Annotated in this window: 15 protein-coding genes; 8 read left to right on the top strand and 7 right to left on the bottom strand. The window is 72.2% G+C overall.

Annotation, left to right across the window (positions count from 1 at the left end; translation table 11 throughout):
• Nucleotides 1–59: 59 nt before the first annotated feature.
• From AB0G16_RS13265 to AB0G16_RS13245, 5 genes are read right to left on the bottom strand one after another with little or no spacing between them, the layout of a single operon-like run.
• A complete protein-coding gene (locus tag AB0G16_RS13265; protein WP_362803423.1) occupies nucleotides 60–881 on the bottom strand; it encodes a patatin-like phospholipase family protein in 822 nt (273 codons plus the stop codon).
• A gap of 19 nt (nucleotides 882–900) precedes the next feature.
• Nucleotides 901–1737: a carbohydrate ABC transporter permease gene (locus AB0G16_RS13260; protein WP_362803420.1), complete on the bottom strand. Its 837-nt coding sequence runs from the start codon at nucleotides 1735–1737 to the stop codon at nucleotides 901–903.
• A complete protein-coding gene (locus tag AB0G16_RS13255) occupies nucleotides 1734–2681 on the bottom strand; it encodes a sugar ABC transporter permease (protein ID WP_362803417.1) in 948 nt (315 codons plus the stop codon). The genes AB0G16_RS13260 and AB0G16_RS13255 overlap by 4 nt, the downstream gene beginning before the upstream one ends.
• Complete coding sequence (locus AB0G16_RS13250; RefSeq protein ID WP_362803414.1) at nucleotides 2678–4018, bottom strand: extracellular solute-binding protein; 1341 nt, start codon at nucleotides 4016–4018, stop codon at nucleotides 2678–2680. The genes AB0G16_RS13255 and AB0G16_RS13250 overlap by 4 nt, the downstream gene beginning before the upstream one ends.
• 4 nt (nucleotides 4019–4022) lie before the next feature.
• Complete coding sequence (locus tag AB0G16_RS13245; RefSeq protein ID WP_362803411.1) at nucleotides 4023–5537, bottom strand: alpha-N-arabinofuranosidase; 1515 nt, start codon at nucleotides 5535–5537, stop codon at nucleotides 4023–4025.
• Nucleotides 5538–5716: 179 nt separating this feature from the next.
• On the opposite strand from AB0G16_RS13245, the gene AB0G16_RS13240 reads away from it, so the two are divergent.
• Nucleotides 5717–6718: a LacI family DNA-binding transcriptional regulator gene (locus tag AB0G16_RS13240; protein WP_362803408.1), complete on the top strand. Its 1002-nt coding sequence runs from the start codon at nucleotides 5717–5719 to the stop codon at nucleotides 6716–6718.
• Between the two features lie 104 nt (nucleotides 6719–6822).
• Here AB0G16_RS13240 and AB0G16_RS13235 read toward each other — a convergent pair whose 3' ends face one another.
• Nucleotides 6823–7221, bottom strand: coding sequence for a PPOX class F420-dependent oxidoreductase (locus AB0G16_RS13235; RefSeq protein ID WP_362803405.1), 399 nt, complete (start codon nucleotides 7219–7221; stop codon nucleotides 6823–6825).
• A gap of 50 nt (nucleotides 7222–7271) precedes the next feature.
• On the opposite strand from AB0G16_RS13235, the gene soxR reads away from it, so the two are divergent.
• The 5 genes from soxR (at nucleotide 7272) to AB0G16_RS13210 (ending at nucleotide 14362) form a co-directional block, all read left to right on the top strand.
• Nucleotides 7272–7748, top strand: a complete 477-nt coding sequence (gene soxR / locus AB0G16_RS13230) for a redox-sensitive transcriptional activator SoxR (protein ID WP_362803402.1) — start codon at nucleotides 7272–7274, stop codon at nucleotides 7746–7748.
• 230 nt (nucleotides 7749–7978) lie between these two features.
• Complete coding sequence (locus AB0G16_RS13225) at nucleotides 7979–11251, top strand: cellulose binding domain-containing protein (RefSeq protein ID WP_362803399.1); 3273 nt, start codon at nucleotides 7979–7981, stop codon at nucleotides 11249–11251.
• A gap of 674 nt (nucleotides 11252–11925) precedes the next feature.
• A complete protein-coding gene (locus tag AB0G16_RS13220; RefSeq protein ID WP_362803397.1) occupies nucleotides 11926–12321 on the top strand; it encodes a TIGR02611 family protein in 396 nt (131 codons plus the stop codon).
• Between the two features lie 219 nt (nucleotides 12322–12540).
• A complete protein-coding gene (locus tag AB0G16_RS13215; protein WP_362803394.1) occupies nucleotides 12541–12915 on the top strand; it encodes a hypothetical protein in 375 nt (124 codons plus the stop codon).
• Between the two features lie 244 nt (nucleotides 12916–13159).
• Nucleotides 13160–14362 (top strand): helix-turn-helix domain-containing protein, encoded by a 1203-nt coding sequence (locus AB0G16_RS13210; RefSeq protein WP_362803390.1) that lies wholly within the window; start codon nucleotides 13160–13162, stop codon nucleotides 14360–14362.
• A 121-nt stretch (nucleotides 14363–14483) separates the two neighbouring features.
• On the opposite strand, the gene AB0G16_RS13205 is transcribed toward AB0G16_RS13210, so the two are convergent.
• Nucleotides 14484–15254, bottom strand: a complete 771-nt coding sequence (locus AB0G16_RS13205) for a TetR/AcrR family transcriptional regulator (RefSeq protein WP_362803387.1) — start codon at nucleotides 15252–15254, stop codon at nucleotides 14484–14486.
• Between the two features lie 137 nt (nucleotides 15255–15391).
• On the opposite strand from AB0G16_RS13205, the gene AB0G16_RS13200 reads away from it, so the two are divergent.
• Both AB0G16_RS13200 and AB0G16_RS13195 read left to right on the top strand, forming a co-directional pair.
• Nucleotides 15392–16471 (top strand): ATP-binding cassette domain-containing protein, encoded by a 1080-nt coding sequence (locus AB0G16_RS13200; RefSeq protein ID WP_362803384.1) that lies wholly within the window; start codon nucleotides 15392–15394, stop codon nucleotides 16469–16471.
• Complete coding sequence (locus AB0G16_RS13195; RefSeq protein ID WP_362803381.1) at nucleotides 16468–17358, top strand: ABC transporter permease; 891 nt, start codon at nucleotides 16468–16470, stop codon at nucleotides 17356–17358. Before AB0G16_RS13200 ends, AB0G16_RS13195 begins: the two co-directional genes overlap by 4 nt.
• Nucleotides 17359–17360: the final 2 nt, after the last annotated feature.

Genomic DNA, 17360 nt, shown 5'->3' with positions numbered 1-17360 from the left:
CGGGGGCACCACCCGCGTCGCCGGGTCCGCCGGGAGGCCGTTCCCCGCCCACGCCGCCCTCAGTCCTTCCAGACCTCGGCCACGCTCCCGGCGACCGCGGGCGCCTGGGCGAGCCCGGCCTCGAACGCCGGGCGCCACAGGGCCGGGTCGAGGACGTCGGCGCCGAACACCGCGATCGCCGCCTCGTCCGGGCCGACGTGCGCGACGCGGGCGTCCCCCAGCGCGGCGACCTCGGCCTCGAATCGGCTCCTGGGCGAGGCGTGCGCCAGCGGCTCCAGGACGACGACGGCGGAGCTGCCCGCGGCCAGGTCGATGTTGCTCGCCGAGCGCACCCCGCCGTCCATGTAGCGGCGCCCGTTGATCTCCACCGGCGGGAACACGCACGGGACCGCGCAGCTGGAGGCGACGGCCGAGACCAGCGGCGCCCCGGAGTCGCGGTCCCAGACCACGAACTCGCCGGTCCCGGCGTCGACCGCGGTGATCAGCAGGCGGCGCGACGGCCACTCCTTGACGGGCAGCCGCTCGCCGATCGTCTCGATCCTGGCGCCGGTGTCCGGCACGGCCAGCGCCAGCTCGCCCACCCGGCGCCGGGCCTCCCGCGGCTCCAGGGACGGGTCGTACAGGAGGCTGAAGGCGGCCATGACCGCCTCCATGTCCACCGAGGACGCGGTCGCCGTCTCCGACCGCGCCCGCCCGCCGACCGAGGCCTCCAGGTCGGCCCCGGTGGCCACCAGGGTCCCCACGACCGACCCGGCCGAGGTGCCGATCACCAGGTCTGCCTCTCCCAGGTCCACGCCCGCCCGGCGCAGGCCCGTGACGACCCCCGCCTCCCAGGCGATGCCCGCCACACCCCCGCCACCCAGCACCAGTGCTCTCGTCATGCGTCCTATTCTTACCGGTTCATCCCTTCAGGCCGGAACGGGAGATGCCCTCGATGATCCACCGCTGCGCCACGAGGTAGATCCCGATCACCGGCAGGCTGGCGATCACCGCCCCGGCCATCAGCAGGTCGTAGCGGATGCTGTTGGCGCTCTGGAAGTTGCCCAGGCCCGCCGGGAGCGTCAGGGACTCGGGGCTGAGCAGGACGAAGATCGGCCACAGGAAGTCGTTCCAGTTGGTGAGGAACGACAGCAGGAACAGCGTGGCCAGCGCCGGGCGGGCCAGCGGGAGCGCGATGACGGTGAAGATCTGCCACCGGTTGCAGCCGTCCAGCTCGGCGGCCTCCTCCAGCTCGCCGGGCAGGGTGATGAAGAACTGCCGCAGGAAGAACACGCCGAACGCCCCGGCGGCCGCCGGGACGATCACCGCGGGCAGGCTGTCCACCCAGGCGAGCTCGTTGACGATCAGGAAGTTGGGGATCAGCAGCACCACCGGCGGCACGAACAGCGTCGCCACCACCGTCGCGAAGATCGTCCTCCGGCCGCGGAAGCGGAGCCTGGCCAGCGCGTACGCGGCCGGCGCGGCGGTCACCAGCACCAGGGCGGCGTGCCCGGTGGCGGCGGCGAGGCTGTTGAGGAACCACGTCATGATCGGGCTGTCGGCGCTGCCGAGCAGCTCCCGGTAGGCGTCCAGCGACACCGGGTCCGGGATCCACTGCGGCTCGGTGGACCCGGCCGCCTCGCGGGTCTTGAACGAGGTGACGAACATGTAGACCAGCGGGCTCAGGTACAGCGCCGCGATCACCGCCAGGACCAGGTGCAGCAGGGCGCGCCGCAGCCGCCGGGTGTCGTGGGTCATCGCCGCGCGCTCCTGTCCCTGAAGGCGCCGAACACCAGGCCGCTGGCCACCATGAGGAACGCCGCCAGGATGAAGCTCATCGCGGAGGCGGTGCCCATGTCGAACTGGCGCAGGCCGGTCTCGGCGATGAGGTAGATCGCCGTCTTCGTCTGGTCGGCGGGCGCCCCCCGGGTGATCAGGTAGGACTGGCCGAACATGTTGGCCGAGGCCAGGATCGTGGCGTTGACCACGAACACCGTGACGGGCCGCAGCCCCGGCAGCGTCACCGAGCGGAACCGCTGCCAGGCGGAGGCGCCGTCGACCATCGCGGCCTCGTGCAGCTCACGCGGGATGTCCTGGAGCCCGGCCAGGAAGATGACCGAGTTCAGGCCCAGCGTCCACCAGACCGTCACGCCCACCAGCGCCACCCAGGCGGGCGCCACGTCGTTGGTCCACTGCACGTCCAGGCCGAGGTAGTGGTTGACCAGGCCGATGTTGCCGTCCAGCAGGAACTGCCAGACGAAGCCGACGACCGCCACGCCCAGCACGTACGGCGCGAAGTAGACGGCGCGGTAGACGTTGCGCCCGGCGAAGCGCCCGTTCATCAGCAGCGCGGTGAGCAGCGGCAGCACGATGAGCAGCGGCACCGACGCGACCGTGAAGATGCCGGTGGCCCGCATGGCCGTCCAGAACCGCGAGCCGTCCACACTGGAGGGGTCGAACAGCTCCAGGTAGTTCTCCAGCCCCACGAACGGCTTGGCGGGGAGGTTGATGTCCCACTCGTGCAGGCTCGTCCAGAACCCGAAGCCGATCGGCAGCAGCATGAAGACCGCGAACAGCGCGAGATAGGGGGCGAGGAAGGCGTACGGCGTCCACGGCCGCATCCTGGGCGTCTTCCCGGCACCGCCGGGCCGGTCCGGCCCGGCGGTGCCGGGCCGGCCCATCTCCTCGGTGAGCAGGCTCACTTCTCGTACTTCCGCTTGTTGGCGGCGAGCAGCTTGTCGGCCGACGCCACGCCCTCCTTCAGCGCGTCGGCCGGGGAGGACTGCTTCAGCACGGCCTTGGCGATGGCGAGCTCCAGCGCCTTGGACTGCACGTCACCGACGCCGGGCAGCGGCGGCAGGAAGCGGAAGATGTTCACGTCGGCGGCCATCTTGATCTGCGGCAGGTCGGCGATCGCCGGGTCCTGGCGGGCGGAGTTGCGCGCCGGGATCATCCCGGCCTTGGCCCACTCGGTCGACTGGCGGCTGATGTGGTCGATGAAGAACTTGGCCGCCTGGACCTTGTTGGGGTCCTTGCCCGCCTGGGAGGTCATCACGAAGTTGTGCGAGGAGGCCCACGCCGCGGCCGTGCCGCCGATGTTGGGGATCGGGGACATGCCCCACTTCAGCGACTTGGCGTTGGTCTTCAGGTCGTTGATCTGCCAGATGCCGTCCCAGGTGAAGCTGACCTTGTCGTTCTTGAAGGCGGCGTACTGGCTGTCCTGGGCGACCTTGGCCGGGCTGAGGCCCTTGTCGATCTGCTCGACCATCCAGCCCAGGGCCTTGGCGCCCGCCTCGGAGCCCCAGAGCGCGTTCGCGCCGTCCTCGCTGTAGAGCTCGCCGCCGAACTGCCACAGCAGGGTCATGAACATCAGGTGCGCCGGCCACTTGCTGGGCATCCAGAACGGGTTCTCGATCCCGGCCTGCTTGAGCCTTCCCAGGGCGTCCTCGTAGGAGGCCTTGTCGGCGGGGGCGTCGTCGAGGTCGATCTTCTCCAGGTGGGAGGTGTTCCAGTAGTCGGCCAGGCTGTGCACGTCCAGCGGGACGCTGTAGCGCTTGCCCTCGTAGATGCCGGCGTTCCACACCGCGGGGATGAAGTCGGCCTCGCTGAGCTTCAGCGCGCCGACCACGTCGTCCAGCGGGATCAGCGTCTGCCGGGTGGCGAAGGTACCGATCCAGTCGTTGTGGATGACCGCCACGTCCGGGCCCTTGCCCGCGGTGATGGCCGTCGGCATGGCCGGGTAGAGGTCCTCCCAGCGCCGGGTGACGTTGCGGACCTCGATGCGGCCGGCGTACTCCTTGTTGAACGCCTCCAGCATGGTCCGCATGTGCGGGCCGTCGCCGCCGGTGAAGCCGTTCCAGTAGTCCAGCGTCACCTTGGGGCCGGAGTACTCCCCGCCGGCGAAGGTCGGCGCGGCCGAGGCCGGCGAGGAGGCGCCGGAGCCGATCTTGGTGCCGCCTCCGCAGGCGGCCAGCGCGGCGGTCAGGCCGGCGGCGCCGGTCAGGCCCATGAACGAGCGGCGGGACAGGGGACTGGTCATGGTCTTACTCCTGGGGGGACGAGGGAGCGAAGCGGACGACGTTCCACGAGACGGGTGAGAGGTTCAGGACGGAGCGGCGGCCCTCCTGGCGCGCGCCCGCGCCGGGCCGGGGGACGACGCGGTCGGGAGCGTCGGCGGTGTTGACCGCCGACAGGTCGTCGTCGGTGAGCTCCAGGTGCTCGACGGGCCGCATCCCCTCGGGCAGCGTGAGCTCCAGCGCGCACGGGGCGTTCCGGTCGCGGTTGACCACGAACAGCGTCAGCTCGCCGGTCGCCTCGTCGTGCGTGGCGGTCGCCCAGAGCGCGGGCGCCTCGCCGTACCTGGCGGTCGGGATCGTCCCGCACTCGGGCTCCACGCGCAGCACCTGGCCGCGGGCGTGCCGGGCGGTCAGCGCGAACGGGTGGAAGATGCTCTGCCGCCACGCCGGGCCGCCCGGCTCGGTCCTGATCGGGGCGATCACGTTGGCGAGCTGCGCCTGGCAGGCGACGCCGACCCGGTCGGCGTTGCGCAGCAGCGTGATGAGCAGGCTGCCGACCACCACCGCGTCGGTCACGTCGTAGGTGTCCTCGATCAGCCGCGGGCGCTCCCGCCACTCCAGCGACGACTCGCCCCCGAAGCGGCTCTGGTACCAGACGTTCCACTCGTCGAAGGAGAGCCGGATCCGCTTGGTGCTGCGCAGTTTCGCGCCCACGTGGTCGGCGGTGGCCGCGATCGAGCGGATCATGTGCTCCATGTCGGCGCCGCTGGCGAGGAAGGAGTCGACGTCGCCGTCGGAGGGGTCGTAGTAGGCGTGCAGCGAGATGTAGTCGACCATCTCGTACGTCGCCTCCAGCACCTCGGCCTCCCAGGAGCCGAACGTCGGCATGCCGCTGTTGGAGCTGCCGCAGGCCACCAGCGACAGGCCGCCGTCGAAGCGCAGCAGGGCCCGCGCGGTCTCGGCGGCCAGCCGGCCGTACTCGGCGGCGGTCTTGTGGCCCATCTGCCAGGGGCCGTCCAGCTCGTTGCCCAGGCACCACAGCCGCACGTCGTGCGGTTTGTCGACGCCGTGCGAGCGGCGCAGCTCCGACAGGCGCGTGCCGCCGGGGTAGTTGGCGTACTCGACCAGCTCCAGCGCCTCGGCGACCCCCCGGGTGCCGAGGTTGAGCGCCATCATCGGCTCGACCCCGGCCTTGGCGGCCCAGGCCATGAACTCGTTGAGCCCGAAGGCGTTGCCCTCCAGGCTGCGCCAGGCCATGTCCAGCCGCGCCGGCCGCTCCTCGACCGGGCCGACGCCGTCCTCCCAGCGGTAGTTGGAGACGAAGTTGCCCCCGGGGTAGCGGACCACCGTGACCCCGAGCTCGCGGGTCAGCTCCAGCACGTCGGTGCGCAGGCCGTCGGCGTCGGCCAGCGGGTGGCCGGGCTCGAAGACGCCGGTGTAGACGCAGCGGCCCATGTGCTCCACGAACGAGCCGAAGAGCCGGGGCTCGACCGGGGCGATGCGGAAGGCGGGGTCCAGGGTGAGACGGGCGGTGGTCGCCACGGCACGACCTCTCTGTTAACGCGACATTTCGTGGTAGGTGGTTTCTACAACGTTGTTTCAACGTTGTAAACAGGGGCTCCAGGAGTCGATACCGGGGCGTTACGATCGTCGGGACCGGATCCCGTACGGCCCGCGGAGTACCGGCCGGGCGGCGGGCACCCCGGCGGGAGGGGGAGCGAGTGGGAGCGAGCCTGCGCGACATCGCGCGCCTGGCGGGGGTGTCGGTGAAGACCGTCTCCAACGTCGTCAACGGGTACGCCCACGTCTCGCCCGCGACCCGGGCCAAGGTGGAGGAGGCGCTCTCCCGGCTGGACTACCGGCCCAACCTGTCGGCGAGGAACCTGCGCCAGGGACGCACCGGCGTGATCGCCCTGGCGCTGCCCGAGCTCGACGCCCCCTACTTCGCCGAGCTGTCCAGGTTCGTCATCGACGCCGCGGCCGAGCTGAGGTGGCTGGTGGTCATCGAGCAGACCGACGGCCGCCTGGAGCGGGAGCGGCGCATCCTCGACGGGGTCCGCGACCACCGGGTGGACGGGGTCATCCTCAGCCCCATCGCGATCGGCGCCGACGAGCTCGCCGCGCGCACCGACGCGACCGCGCTCGTGCTGCTCGGCGAGCGCATCCACGACGGCCCCGCCGACCACGTGGCCATCGACAACGTACGGGCGGCGCGCGACGTCACCGAGCACCTGATCGGGCTGGGCCGCACCCGCGTCGCCGCGCTGGGCGCCGAGGACAACGCCGCCAGCGGCACCGCCCCGCTCCGCCTGGCCGGGTACCGCGAGGCCATGGCCGCCCACGGGCTTCCCGAGACGGTCGCCACGGTCGAGCGCTACCGCAGGGACCAGGGGGCGGCGGCGATGGCCGCGCTGCTGGGGCGCGCCGAACCGCCCGACGCGGTGTTCTGCTTCAACGACCTGCTGGCGCTGGGCGCCATGCGGACCCTGCTGTCGTCCGGGCTGCGGGTGCCCGAGGACGTCGCCCTGGCCGGGCTCGACGACATCGAGGACGGCCGTTTCAGCACCCCCACCCTGACCACGGTCGCCCCCGACAAGGCCGAGCTGGCCAGGATCGCGGTCGACCTGCTCAAGCAGCGCATCGAGGGCCCCGCCGACCACCCCCCGAAGGAGGTCGGCGCGGGCTACCGGCTCGTGGTCAGGGAGAGCACGCTGGGGCGCTGACCGGCGCGCGGCCGGACGGCCGCCCCGGGGTGACGGGCCGCGCGGCCCGGCGCGCGGCCCGGCGCGCTCCCGGTGGGCTCCCGGTGGGCTCTCGATGCGCAGGGTCAGACGTCGCGGCCCCGCATGCCCTCGTGTTCGGGGTCGACGCCCCAGGAGACGACCCTGCGGGGATGGATGCGGATGACCTCGCGGCTGAGGTGGGGGAAGGGGGGATCGTGGTCCTCGATGGCCTCGGCCTCGCCGCGGATCTCCACCCCCCGCACCCGCCAGGGATCGGTGGAGGCGAGCTCGTCCACCACGAAGGCCACCCGCGGGTTCGTCCGGACGTTGCGGAACTTCCTGGTGGTCCCCATCGCGCGGCCGTAGATGTCGACGGCGCCGGTCTCGGGGTCGACGTGGAAACCGGTCGGGCTGTTCTGCAGGCCCCCGGCGGAGTCGGTCGTGGCCAACCGGCCCAGGTGCTGGCTCTTGAGGAAGGCGAGTTCCGCCTCGGTGAAAATCATGATCTTACTCTGTAACCTCAATGTTGATTGAGGTCAAGTTAGACTGCCGCATGCCCAACACTCCGGAGATGACCGTCGGCCAGCTCTCCGCGCGCAGCGGGGTGGCCGTCTCCGCCCTGCACTTCTACGAGTCCAAGGGGCTCATCCGCAGCCGCCGCACCACCGGCAACCAGCGCCGTTTCTCCCGCGACACGTTGCGCAGGATCGCCTTCATCCGGGTCTCCCAGCGGGTGGGGATCCCGCTCAGGACGATCCAGGAGGCGCTCGCCGCCCTGCCCGACGGCCGTACCCCCACCCGGGAGGACTGGGAGAGGCTCTCCACGATGTGGCAGGGCGAGCTGGACGGCCGCATCAGGCAGCTCGAACGGCTCCGGCACGGGCTGACCGACTGCATCGCCTGCGGCTGCCTGTCGCTGGACCGCTGCGCGCTGGCCAACCCCGACGACGTGGCCGCCGCGCGCGGGCCGGGCTCGCGGCTGATGCTCGGCGCCCGCGAGGCGTGCGAGCCCGCCTGCGTCGTGGACTGACCCCTTCCGGCGGACGTACGGACCGCCGTCCCGGCCGGGGCGCCCCGTTCCGGGGCGGTGGCACCGGAGCGGGTTTTTTAGTTGTCCATCCAAACTATTGACGGCCCGGGGTCCGGCGTGTGACCCTCTGGGCGTTCATGCACGCGCATCACGGGCGGTCGACGGTCAGGGTCCCGCCACCTTGATCGTGCATGGCGGTTTGTCCGTTGCATTGCGAAGGGAAGCCGTACATGCGAAGAAGGCTGTTCAGCGCGCTCGCCGCCGTCGCGGTGGCGTGCGCCTCGGCCGGTCTGGTCGCCGCGGGCGGGAGTGCGAGCGCCTCGGCGTCCGCGCCCGGCTCCGTGGGCGGCGCCCCGGCCGGCTCCGCGGCCCGCACCGTGGCCGCCGAGTCCTACGACTGGAAGAACGTCAGGATCGACGGCGGCGGGTTCGTGCCGGGGATCGTGTTCAACCAGAAGGAGAAGAACCTCATCTACGCCCGCACCGACATCGGCGGCGCGTACCGCTGGGAGCAGGCGAGCAAGAGCTGGACCCCGCTGCTCGACTGGGTGGGCTGGGACAAGTGGGGCTACAACGGCGTGGTCAGCCTCGCCACCGACCCGGTCGAGACGAACCGCGTCTACGTCGCCGCCGGCATGTACACCAACAGCTGGGACCCCAACAACGGGGCCATCCTGCGCTCCGCCGACAAGGGCGCCACCTGGCAGGCCACGCCGCTGCCGTTCAAGCTCGGCGGCAACATGCCCGGCCGCGGCATGGGCGAGCGGCTGGCCGTCGACCCCAACAGGAACAGCGTCCTCTACTTCGGCGCGCCCGAGGGCAACGGCCTGTGGCGCAGCACCGACAAGGGCGTGACCTGGGCCAAGGTGGCGAGCTTCCCCAACGCGGGGAACCACGCCGACAACCCCTCCGACCCCAACGGCTACACCAGCCACCGTCCGGGCGTGGTCTGGGTGACCTTCGACCCGAGCTCGGCGACCGCGGGCAACACCACGCAGAGGATCTACGTCGGCGTCGCCGACAAGCAGAACACCGTCTACAGCTCCGCCGACGGCGGGACCACCTGGAGCCGGGTGGCCGGGCAGCCCACCGGCTACATCGCGCACAAGGGCGTGCTCGACCACGTCAACCACACCCTCTACATCGCGACCAGCGACACCTCGGGCCCCTACGACGGCGCCAAGGGCGACGTGTGGAAGCTGAACACGACCACCGGCGCGTGGACCCAGATCAGCCCGGTCCCCTCCAGCTCGTCCGACGCGTACTACGGCTACAGCGGCCTCACGATCGACCGGCAGAACCCCGGCACGATCATGGTCGCCACCCAGATCTCCTGGTGGCCGGACGTGATCTTCTTCAGGTCCACCGACTCCGGCGCGACCTGGACCCGCATCTGGGACTTCACGTCCTACCCCAACCGCAGCTTCCGCTACACCATGGACGTCTCCTCCTCGCCGTGGCTGACCTTCGGGACCAACCCGCAGCCGCCCGAGGTGACGCCCAAGCTCGGCTGGATGACCGAGTCGCTGGAGATCGACCCCTTCGACGGCAACCGGATGATGTACGGCACCGGCGCCACGCTGTACGGCACCGAGGACCTCAAGAAGTGGGACACCGGCGGCCAGCTCACCATCAAGCCCATGGTCAAGGGGCTTGAGGAGACCGCCGTCCTCGACCTGATCAGCCCGCCGTCCGGGGCCCCGCTCGTCAGCGCGCTGGGTGACATCGGCGGCTTCCGGCACACCGACCTCGACGCCGTCCCGGCGATGATGTTCACCTCCCCGATCTTCACCTCCACCACCAGCCTCGACTACGCCGAGACCAAACCGGCCGTCATGGTCCGCGCGGGCAACTTCACCGACGCCGACCGGCCCAACGACAGCCACGCCGCGTTCTCCACCGACGGCGGCGCCAACTGGTTCCAGGGCAGCGAGCCGGCCGGGATCAACGAGGGCGGCACGATCGCCGCCGCGGCCGACGGCTCCCGGTTCGTCTGGGCGCCCAAGGGCGTGGGCGTGCACTACACGGTCGGCTACGGCAACTCCTGGACCGCCTCCACCGGGCTGCCGACCGGCGCCGTGGTCGAGTCCGACCGGGTGAACCCCAGTAAGTTCTACGGCTACAGCGCCGGGAAGTTCTACGTCAGCGTCAACGGCGGCGCCACGTTCACGGCCACCGCCGCGACCGGGCTGCCCGCCGAGGGCAACGTCAAGTTCAAGGCCGTCCCCGGCCGCGAGGGCGACATCTGGCTGGCCGGGCCCGCCAACGACACCGGCGCCGCCGCGGGCATCTGGCACTCCACCGACGGCGGCGCGTCGTTCACCAAGCTGTCCGGCGTCGCGAACGCGGTCAACATCGGCTTCGGCAAGGCCGCGCCCGGAAAGAGCTACCAGGCGCTCTACACGCTCGCCACCGTCGGCGGCGTCACCGGCGTGTTCCGCTCCGACGACACCGGCGCGACCTGGGTCAGGATCAACGACGACCAGCACCAGTACGGCAACGCGGGCGAGGCCCTCACCGGCGACCCGCGCGTCTACGGCCGCGTCTACCTCGGCACCAACGGCCGCGGCATCCTGTACGCCGACGGCGACGGGACCGTCCCGCCCGACGACACCATCGCGCCGACCAGGCCGGGTACCCCGGCGGCGTCGGCGATCACCTCCTCGGGGGCGACGCTGACGTGGACGGCCTCGACCGACGCGGTGGGTGTGACGGGGTACGACGTCTACCGTGAGGCGGGCGCGACGGACGTGAAGGTGGCGACGGCCTCGTCGGCGTCGTACGCGCTGAGCGGATTGAGCGCGGACACCTCGTACACGTTCTACGTCATCGCCCGTGACGCGGCCGGCAACAGCTCCACCGCCTCGGCGCCGGTCACCTTCACGACCACCGCCGGACAGGGGGACACCATCGCGCCGACCAGGCCGGGTACCCCGGTGGCGTCGGCGATCACCTCCTCGGGGGCGACGCTGACGTGGACGGCCTCGACCGACGCGGTGGGTGTGACGGGGTACGACGTCTACCGTGAGGCGGGCGCGACGGACGTGAAGGTGGCGACGGCCTCGTCGGCGTCGTACGCGCTGAGCGGATTGAGCGCGGACACCTCGTACACGTTCTACGTCATCGCCCGTGACGCGGCCGGCAACAGCTCCACCGCCTCGGCGCCGGTCACCTTCACGACCACCGCCGGACAGGGCGGCGGCTGCACCGCGACCTACAAGGTCGCCAACTCCTGGCCGGGCGGATTCCAGGGCGAGGTGACGGTGAAGAACACCGGCACCTCGGCGACCACCGGCTGGACCGTCACGTGGTCGTTCCCGAACGGCCAGACGATCAGCCAGCTCTGGAGCGGCGTGCACACCCAGACCGGTGCCGCCGTCACGGTGAGGAACACGAACTGGAACGGCGCCCTGGGCGCCGGGGCGTCCACCGTGTTCGGCTTCGGCGCGAGCTGGACCGGCACCAACGGCGTCCCGTCCACCGTCACCTGCGCCGTCTCCTGACGGTCGTCCCCGCTCCCGACGACCGCTCCCGCTCCGACCGCCGCTCCCGCGAGACCACCCCGGCGGGGTGACCTCCCGGGAGCGGCCCGGGGCGGCCCGGGAGAGACCCGCCGGTGCGTCCGGCCGCCGAGGCCGGGGGGTCCTGGCGGCCCTTCACCGGCCTCCCGGTCCTTCGTGAGAACCACGCGGGGCCGGGAGCCCGTACGGCCCCGGCCGCGCCCCGAACGGGCCCGGCCGGGGCCGTCCCGGTTCCGGGCGGAAGCGTTCGGGGCGACGCCGGGAGCGTCTCGGGCGAGGCCGGAAGCGTTCCTGGCGTGTCAATGGCCGTTCGGCCCCGGTGCGCCGGCGGGAGTCCCCCTCAAGGGGGTAGGGGACTCCGTCTTCAGGATGAGATACGACGTCCGCTGAGGCCGGACCATCCGACAGACCCTATTGTGGAAGAAACCGACAGTCCGGGGGAGAGCATGACGATCTCAGACGGGGTGCGCGGCCCTCGGGACGCGGCCGGGAACCCGACGAAAGACGATCACACCGGCGCTCCGCGTCGGGGCGATGCCGCCGGGGCCGGTGTCCCCGGCGGCATCGGCGAGACCGGGGGCCCCGTTCCGGGAGGTTCCTCTCCGGGCGGCCCCGGTGGCGTCGGCGGGCCCGGTGAGCCCGGTGAGCCCCCGGAGGTGAAGGCCCGGCGATCCGGCCTGCAGGGCAGGCTCGACGGCATCAGGTCCACCCGCACCGGCCACCTCACCCTGAAGATCGTCATCGGTGTCGTCGGCGCCGTGCTGGTCATCGGCGGCCTGATCATGGTGCCCTTCCCCGGGCCCGGCTGGCTGGTCGTCTTCGCCGGGCTGGCCGTGCTGGCCACCGAGTTCCACTGGGCCCACCGGGTGCTGGAGTTCGGCAAGCGGACCCTGTCGGCCTGGACGGCCTGGCTCGGCCGCCGGGGCTGGACCGTCAAGATCCTGGTCGTCCTGGTCGCCGCCGCCACCGCCACCGCCATCGTCTACTTCGGCCTCAAGCTCAGCTTCGGGCTCGACCTGGTCGTCGAGGCGCAGAAACTCCTCATCCGCTAGACGGGCCCGCGTCCGATCGGCGAACATCACGCACGGTGACGGCAACGAGGCCGTCTGACCGGTGATGACACCGTTGACGGGAAACGATCCTCGCGCCCCGGCGAGTTTTACCGGGTGCCACCCGTCTCGTTATCTTCCTCGGATGTGACTCTTCGTAGTGTCTCCACGTCCGATCCGCAAGGACGGATCGGCAGAGACGAATAAGGAGAGTGACGTTCCATGCGCGCCCTGTCCTCGATGCTGGTCCTCGCGGCCGCCGGAGCCGCCATCCTGACCGGCACCCCCGCCCACGCCGACGACGTCAACCTGGCCGCGAGGGTCCAGCCCGGCGAGGAGGTCTTCCTCACGCCCGAGCTGGTCCCCGCGGCCCAGTACAACGGGAACGTCCTGGTCAAGCTCGACAACAACAGCGTCCCCGTCAAGATCAAGATCGGTAACTGCCGCGGCAGGTACATCGGCACGCTGCCGATCGCCGCCAACGACCACGCCGCGTACGTCGCCGCCAGCACCACCCCGCCCGCGCAGTGCATCCGCTACCGCGTGAAGAACATGGGCAACACCCCGGCCGCCATCACGGGCACCGGCTACTTCTAACAGGTGCTGCCTCGTGGCGCTGTGAGGCCGAGCCGGCGACTGGACTGAGGAGGGCGGAATCGTGAGGAACGAACGATTCCGCCCGACGAGGGAAGGAGCCGGATCAGAGCGGCCTCACAGCGACGCGTCAGCGTCGCCATGAAATTGTCACGCGCGTGAGGGGGGCGGCGGGGGAAACTGTGCGCCCGCGCCAGAAGAAGGATTCCTGACATCGGGGTAACGTCCGAAGTCAGGAGGAGTCCACGTGAGCCCAGCCCGTGCCGTCGAACAGCCGCAGGCGGACGTCCCCCGTGAGTTCGCCGACGCCCTCCGTCCCTACCTGGACGTCCTGGCCGAGGAGATGATCGACGAGATCCGGGCCAGTGTGCCGGAGTACTCCCGGCAGAGCGACGCCTACGCCCGCATCGTCAGGCACTCCGTCGAGGAGGCGCTCGCCGGGTTCGTCAACCGCGGGGCCGGCCGGTCCCGGCTGCTGGAGGTCTTCCGCGCCGTCGGGGGCGGCGAGGCGGCCGAGGGGCGCCCCCTGGACTCGCTCCAGTCGGCGCTGCGGATCTGCGCCCGGGTGGCCTGGCGGCGGCTGGCCGAGGAGTCCGAACGGCTCGACCTGTCCCGGCGGCGCATGTGCGACATCGGGGAGGCGATCCTGGTCTACCTCGACGAGATCGCCGCGGCCGCGGCCGACGGCTACTCCGAGGCCCAGGCCCGGGTGGCGGGCGAACTGGAGCTCAGGCGCCGCAGGCTGCTGGACCTGCTCGTGGCCGACCCGCCCGCCGACTCCCGCGCCGTGGCCGACCTGGCCCGGTCGGTGCGCTGGACCATGCCGCGCACCCTGGCCTGCGTCGCCCTGGCCCCCCGCGTCCAGGGGGAGCCGCCCAGGCCGGGACTGCCGCCCGACGTGCTCGTCGACCTCGACCGCTCCGATCCCTGCCTGGTGCTGCCCGACCCCGGAGGTCCCGGCAGGAGCGGCCTGCTGAACGCCATGGCGGCCGACTGGACGGTGGCCATCGGTCCCGCGGTCGCCGTCGGCGAGGCCGGGATCTCGCTCAGGCTCGCCCGCGACGCCCTGGTGCTGGCCGGGCGCGGCGTGCTGGACGGCCGCGGCGTCATCAGGGTGGCCGAGCACCTCGCGACACTGATGATCTTCCAGGACGAGGCGCTGATCCAGATCATGGGGCGGTCCAGGCTCGTGCCCCTGCTCGCCCTGCGCCCGGCCCAGCGCGACCGGCTGGCCGAGACGCTGCTGGCCTGGCTGCAGAGCGGCAACGCCACCGAGGTGGCGGCCCGGCTGCACGTCCACCCGCAGACCGTCCGCTACCGCCTGCGCCAGGCCACCGAGCTCTTCGCCGACCAGCTCGGCACCCCCGGGGACCGCTTCGAGCTGGAGGTGGTCCTGCGCGCCCGCGCCGCCGGTCTCGTCGCGGCGAAGCGCCCGGCGGTGAAGGGCTGACCCGGCGCGACGCGCGGACCGCCGCGGGCGGGGAGCGGTAGGCCCTTCTCCCGGAGGCGCGCCGGACGCCGGGGACGGGCGGGGAGCCGGGGGCCGGCGTCCGGCCCGCCATCGCGTTCGGTCAGGCGTTCTCGCGGCTCGCGATCAGGGCTGCGACACCGTCCAGGATGCGTTCCAGGCCGAAGGTGAGGGCGTGGGCGGGGTCGGTGATCGCCTGGTAGGCCTCGCCGGCCGCCTGCCCGACGCGGGAGGCGACCGGGAAGCGGGTGGCGTCCACGAGGCGTTCGAGCAGCGGGGAGTTGGTGAGCCACCACTCGGCGTCGGTCATCCCGCTCTCCCGCTGGACGCGCAACTGGTCGGCCCCGGTCCTGGCGGTGCTCTCGACGTGGGAGAGGACCAGGGTGAGGACGGAGTCCATCTCGACGTCCGACAACCCCACGCCCTCCAGCGGGCGCAGTTCGGCCTCGTACTTGAGCGTGGCGTTCGGCCCGAGCGTGGAGCGCGGATCGCGGGCCTGGAGCATCCAGGGGTTGCGCCGGTGCAGGTCCCAGTTGCGGGCGGCGACGAACTCCAGCGCGCCCCGCCACCCGCCGGGCTGCCGGGACGGCGTGTCCACGTCGGCGTACAGCTCCCCGTACGCGGTGTCGATCATGAGGTCGAGCAGCTCGCCCTTGCCCGGCACGTGGGTGTAGAGGGACATGGTCCCGACCCCCAGCCGTTCGGCGACCTGGCGCATGGAGACCGCGTCGAGCCCCTCGGCGTTGGCCAGCTCGATGGCGGCCAGGACGATCGAGCGCACCGTCAGCCCGGAACGGCCCGGTTTGCCGTGCGAGCCCCACAGGAGGGCAAGGCTGCGTGCCGGGTCGGCGTCGGAAGCTCTCTTCGCGCTCACGGGATCGGTCTCCAGATTCTCGGCGTCAGGCCCACCGTAGCGTGACCGTACGATGTACCGTACGCTATACGGTAAGTGGCGTGCCAAGCCGGGCGGATCCTCCGTCCGGGGTGGCACGAGAAGGCGGGTGAGCACGGATGGGACAGGACGCGAGGGCCGGGTCCGCGATCGTCGCGGACGGCCTGCGCAAGGGGTACGCGGGCGCTCCGCCGGGCGCGGGGCTCAACGGCTTCGACCTGGAGGTCGCGACCGGCACGGTCTGCGGCCTGCTCGGCCCCAACGGGGCGGGCAAGACGACGGCCGTCAGGATCCTGTCCACGCTGCTGCGCCCCGACGCGGGCCGGGCGAGCGTGGCCGGGTTCGACGTGCGGGCCGAGGCCGGCCGGGTCCGCGAGCGCATCGGGCTGGTCGGCCAGTACGCCGCGGTCGACGAGATCCTCAGCGGGCGGCAGAACCTGGTGATGTTCGGCAGGCTCAACCACCTGCCCGCCGCGCACGCGCGGAGGCGGGCCGACGAGCTGCTGGAACGCTTCTCGCTGACCGACGCCGGCTCCCGGCCGGTCGGCGGCTACTCCGGCGGCATGCGCAGGAGGCTCGACCTGGCGGCGAGCCTCGTCGTGGCACCGCCGGTGCTGTTCGTGGACGAGCCGACCACCGGCCTGGACCCGGCCGGACGCCGCCAGGTGTGGGCGGCCGTGCGCGACCTGGTCGACTCCGGCACGACCGTGCTGCTCACCACGCAGTACCTGGAGGAGGCGGACCGGCTGGCCGACCGGATCGTGATGCTCACGGCGGGCAGGGTCGTCGCCGAGGGCACCCCGGAGGAGCTGAAGTCCGCCCTCGGCGGCGACCGGATCGACGTCGTCCTGGCCGACGCCGGCGACGTGGAGACCGCGCGGGTCCTGGCGGCGCGGGTCGCGTCAGGGGAGGTCCGGGTGGACGCCGGGAGCCGCCGGATCGGCGTCCCGGTCTCCGAACGCACCCGGGCGCTCGTCGCGCTGGTCACCGCACTCGGCGACGCCGGGATCGAACCGGTGGACGTCACGCTGCGCCGCCCCACGCTGGACGAGGTGTTCCTGCACCTGACGGGCGACGACGGCAACCGGGCGGGCGACGACCCACGGTCCACGGGCGACGGAACCGGGCCTGCGGGCGACGACAGGGGCGCGATCGCCCCCGCCGCTCCCGCCGCCCCTGACAGGAGGGCATCCGTATGAGCGTCACGACCCCCGCCCCGGTCCCGCCCGCCCCGGCCCCCTCGGGAGGATCCTCGCCGGCGCGGGTCACCCGGGCGACCCGCGCCGCCTGGGTGGCCGCCGACTCCTGGACGATCGCCCTGCGGGACCTGAGGCACTGGGTCCGCAGGCCCGGACCGGTCGTCGTCGGCTGGTTCTTCCCGGTCCTGACGGTGCTGATGTTCGGCGGCCTGTTCGGCGGCGCCATCGGCGGCCCCGGCGGTTCCTCCGGCGGCTCCGGCACGGGGGACTACATCGACTTCCTCGTCCCGGGCATGTTCGCCATGGCCATGCTGTTCGGCCTGGAGTCCACGATGACGGCGGTCACCACCGACGCCTCCAGGGGGGTGACCGACCGGTTCCGCTCGATGCCGATGAACTCCTCCGTGGTCGTCATGGGCCGCGGGATCGCCGACATGCTCGACTCGGCCGTCGGGCTGGCCGTCCTGTTCGCGGCCGGGCTGCTGCTCGGCTGGCGCGCCGAGGGCGGTCCGGCCGGCACGCTGGCGGCGGTGGGCCTGCTCCTGCTGCTCCGCTTCGCCCTGCTCTGGGTGGGGATCTTCATCGGCCTGGTCGCGGGCGGGCCGGAGGCGGTGACGTCCGTGCAGATCCTCGTCTGGCCGGCCGGCTTCCTGTCCGGCGTGTTCGTCGACCCGGCGACGATGCCCTCCTGGCTCGGCGCGGTCGCCGAGTGGAACCCGCTCTCGGCGACCGCGACCGCCGTCAGGGGGTTCTTCGGCGACCCGGGCCGGGTGGGGGAGTCCTGGGTCGCGCAGCACGCGGCGACGATGGCGGTGCTCTGGCCGCTGCTGCTGATCGCCGTCTTCCTGCCGTTGTCGGCCCGTACGTTCCGCAGGCTCGGCGACTGAGG

The sequence above is a fragment of the Streptosporangium sp. NPDC023615 genome (assembly GCF_040640155.1).
Classification (GTDB): domain Bacteria; phylum Actinomycetota; class Actinomycetes; order Streptosporangiales; family Streptosporangiaceae; genus Streptosporangium.
The sequence above is the reverse complement of the archived record's forward strand: the minus strand, read 5'-3'. Positions and strand labels throughout refer to the sequence as shown.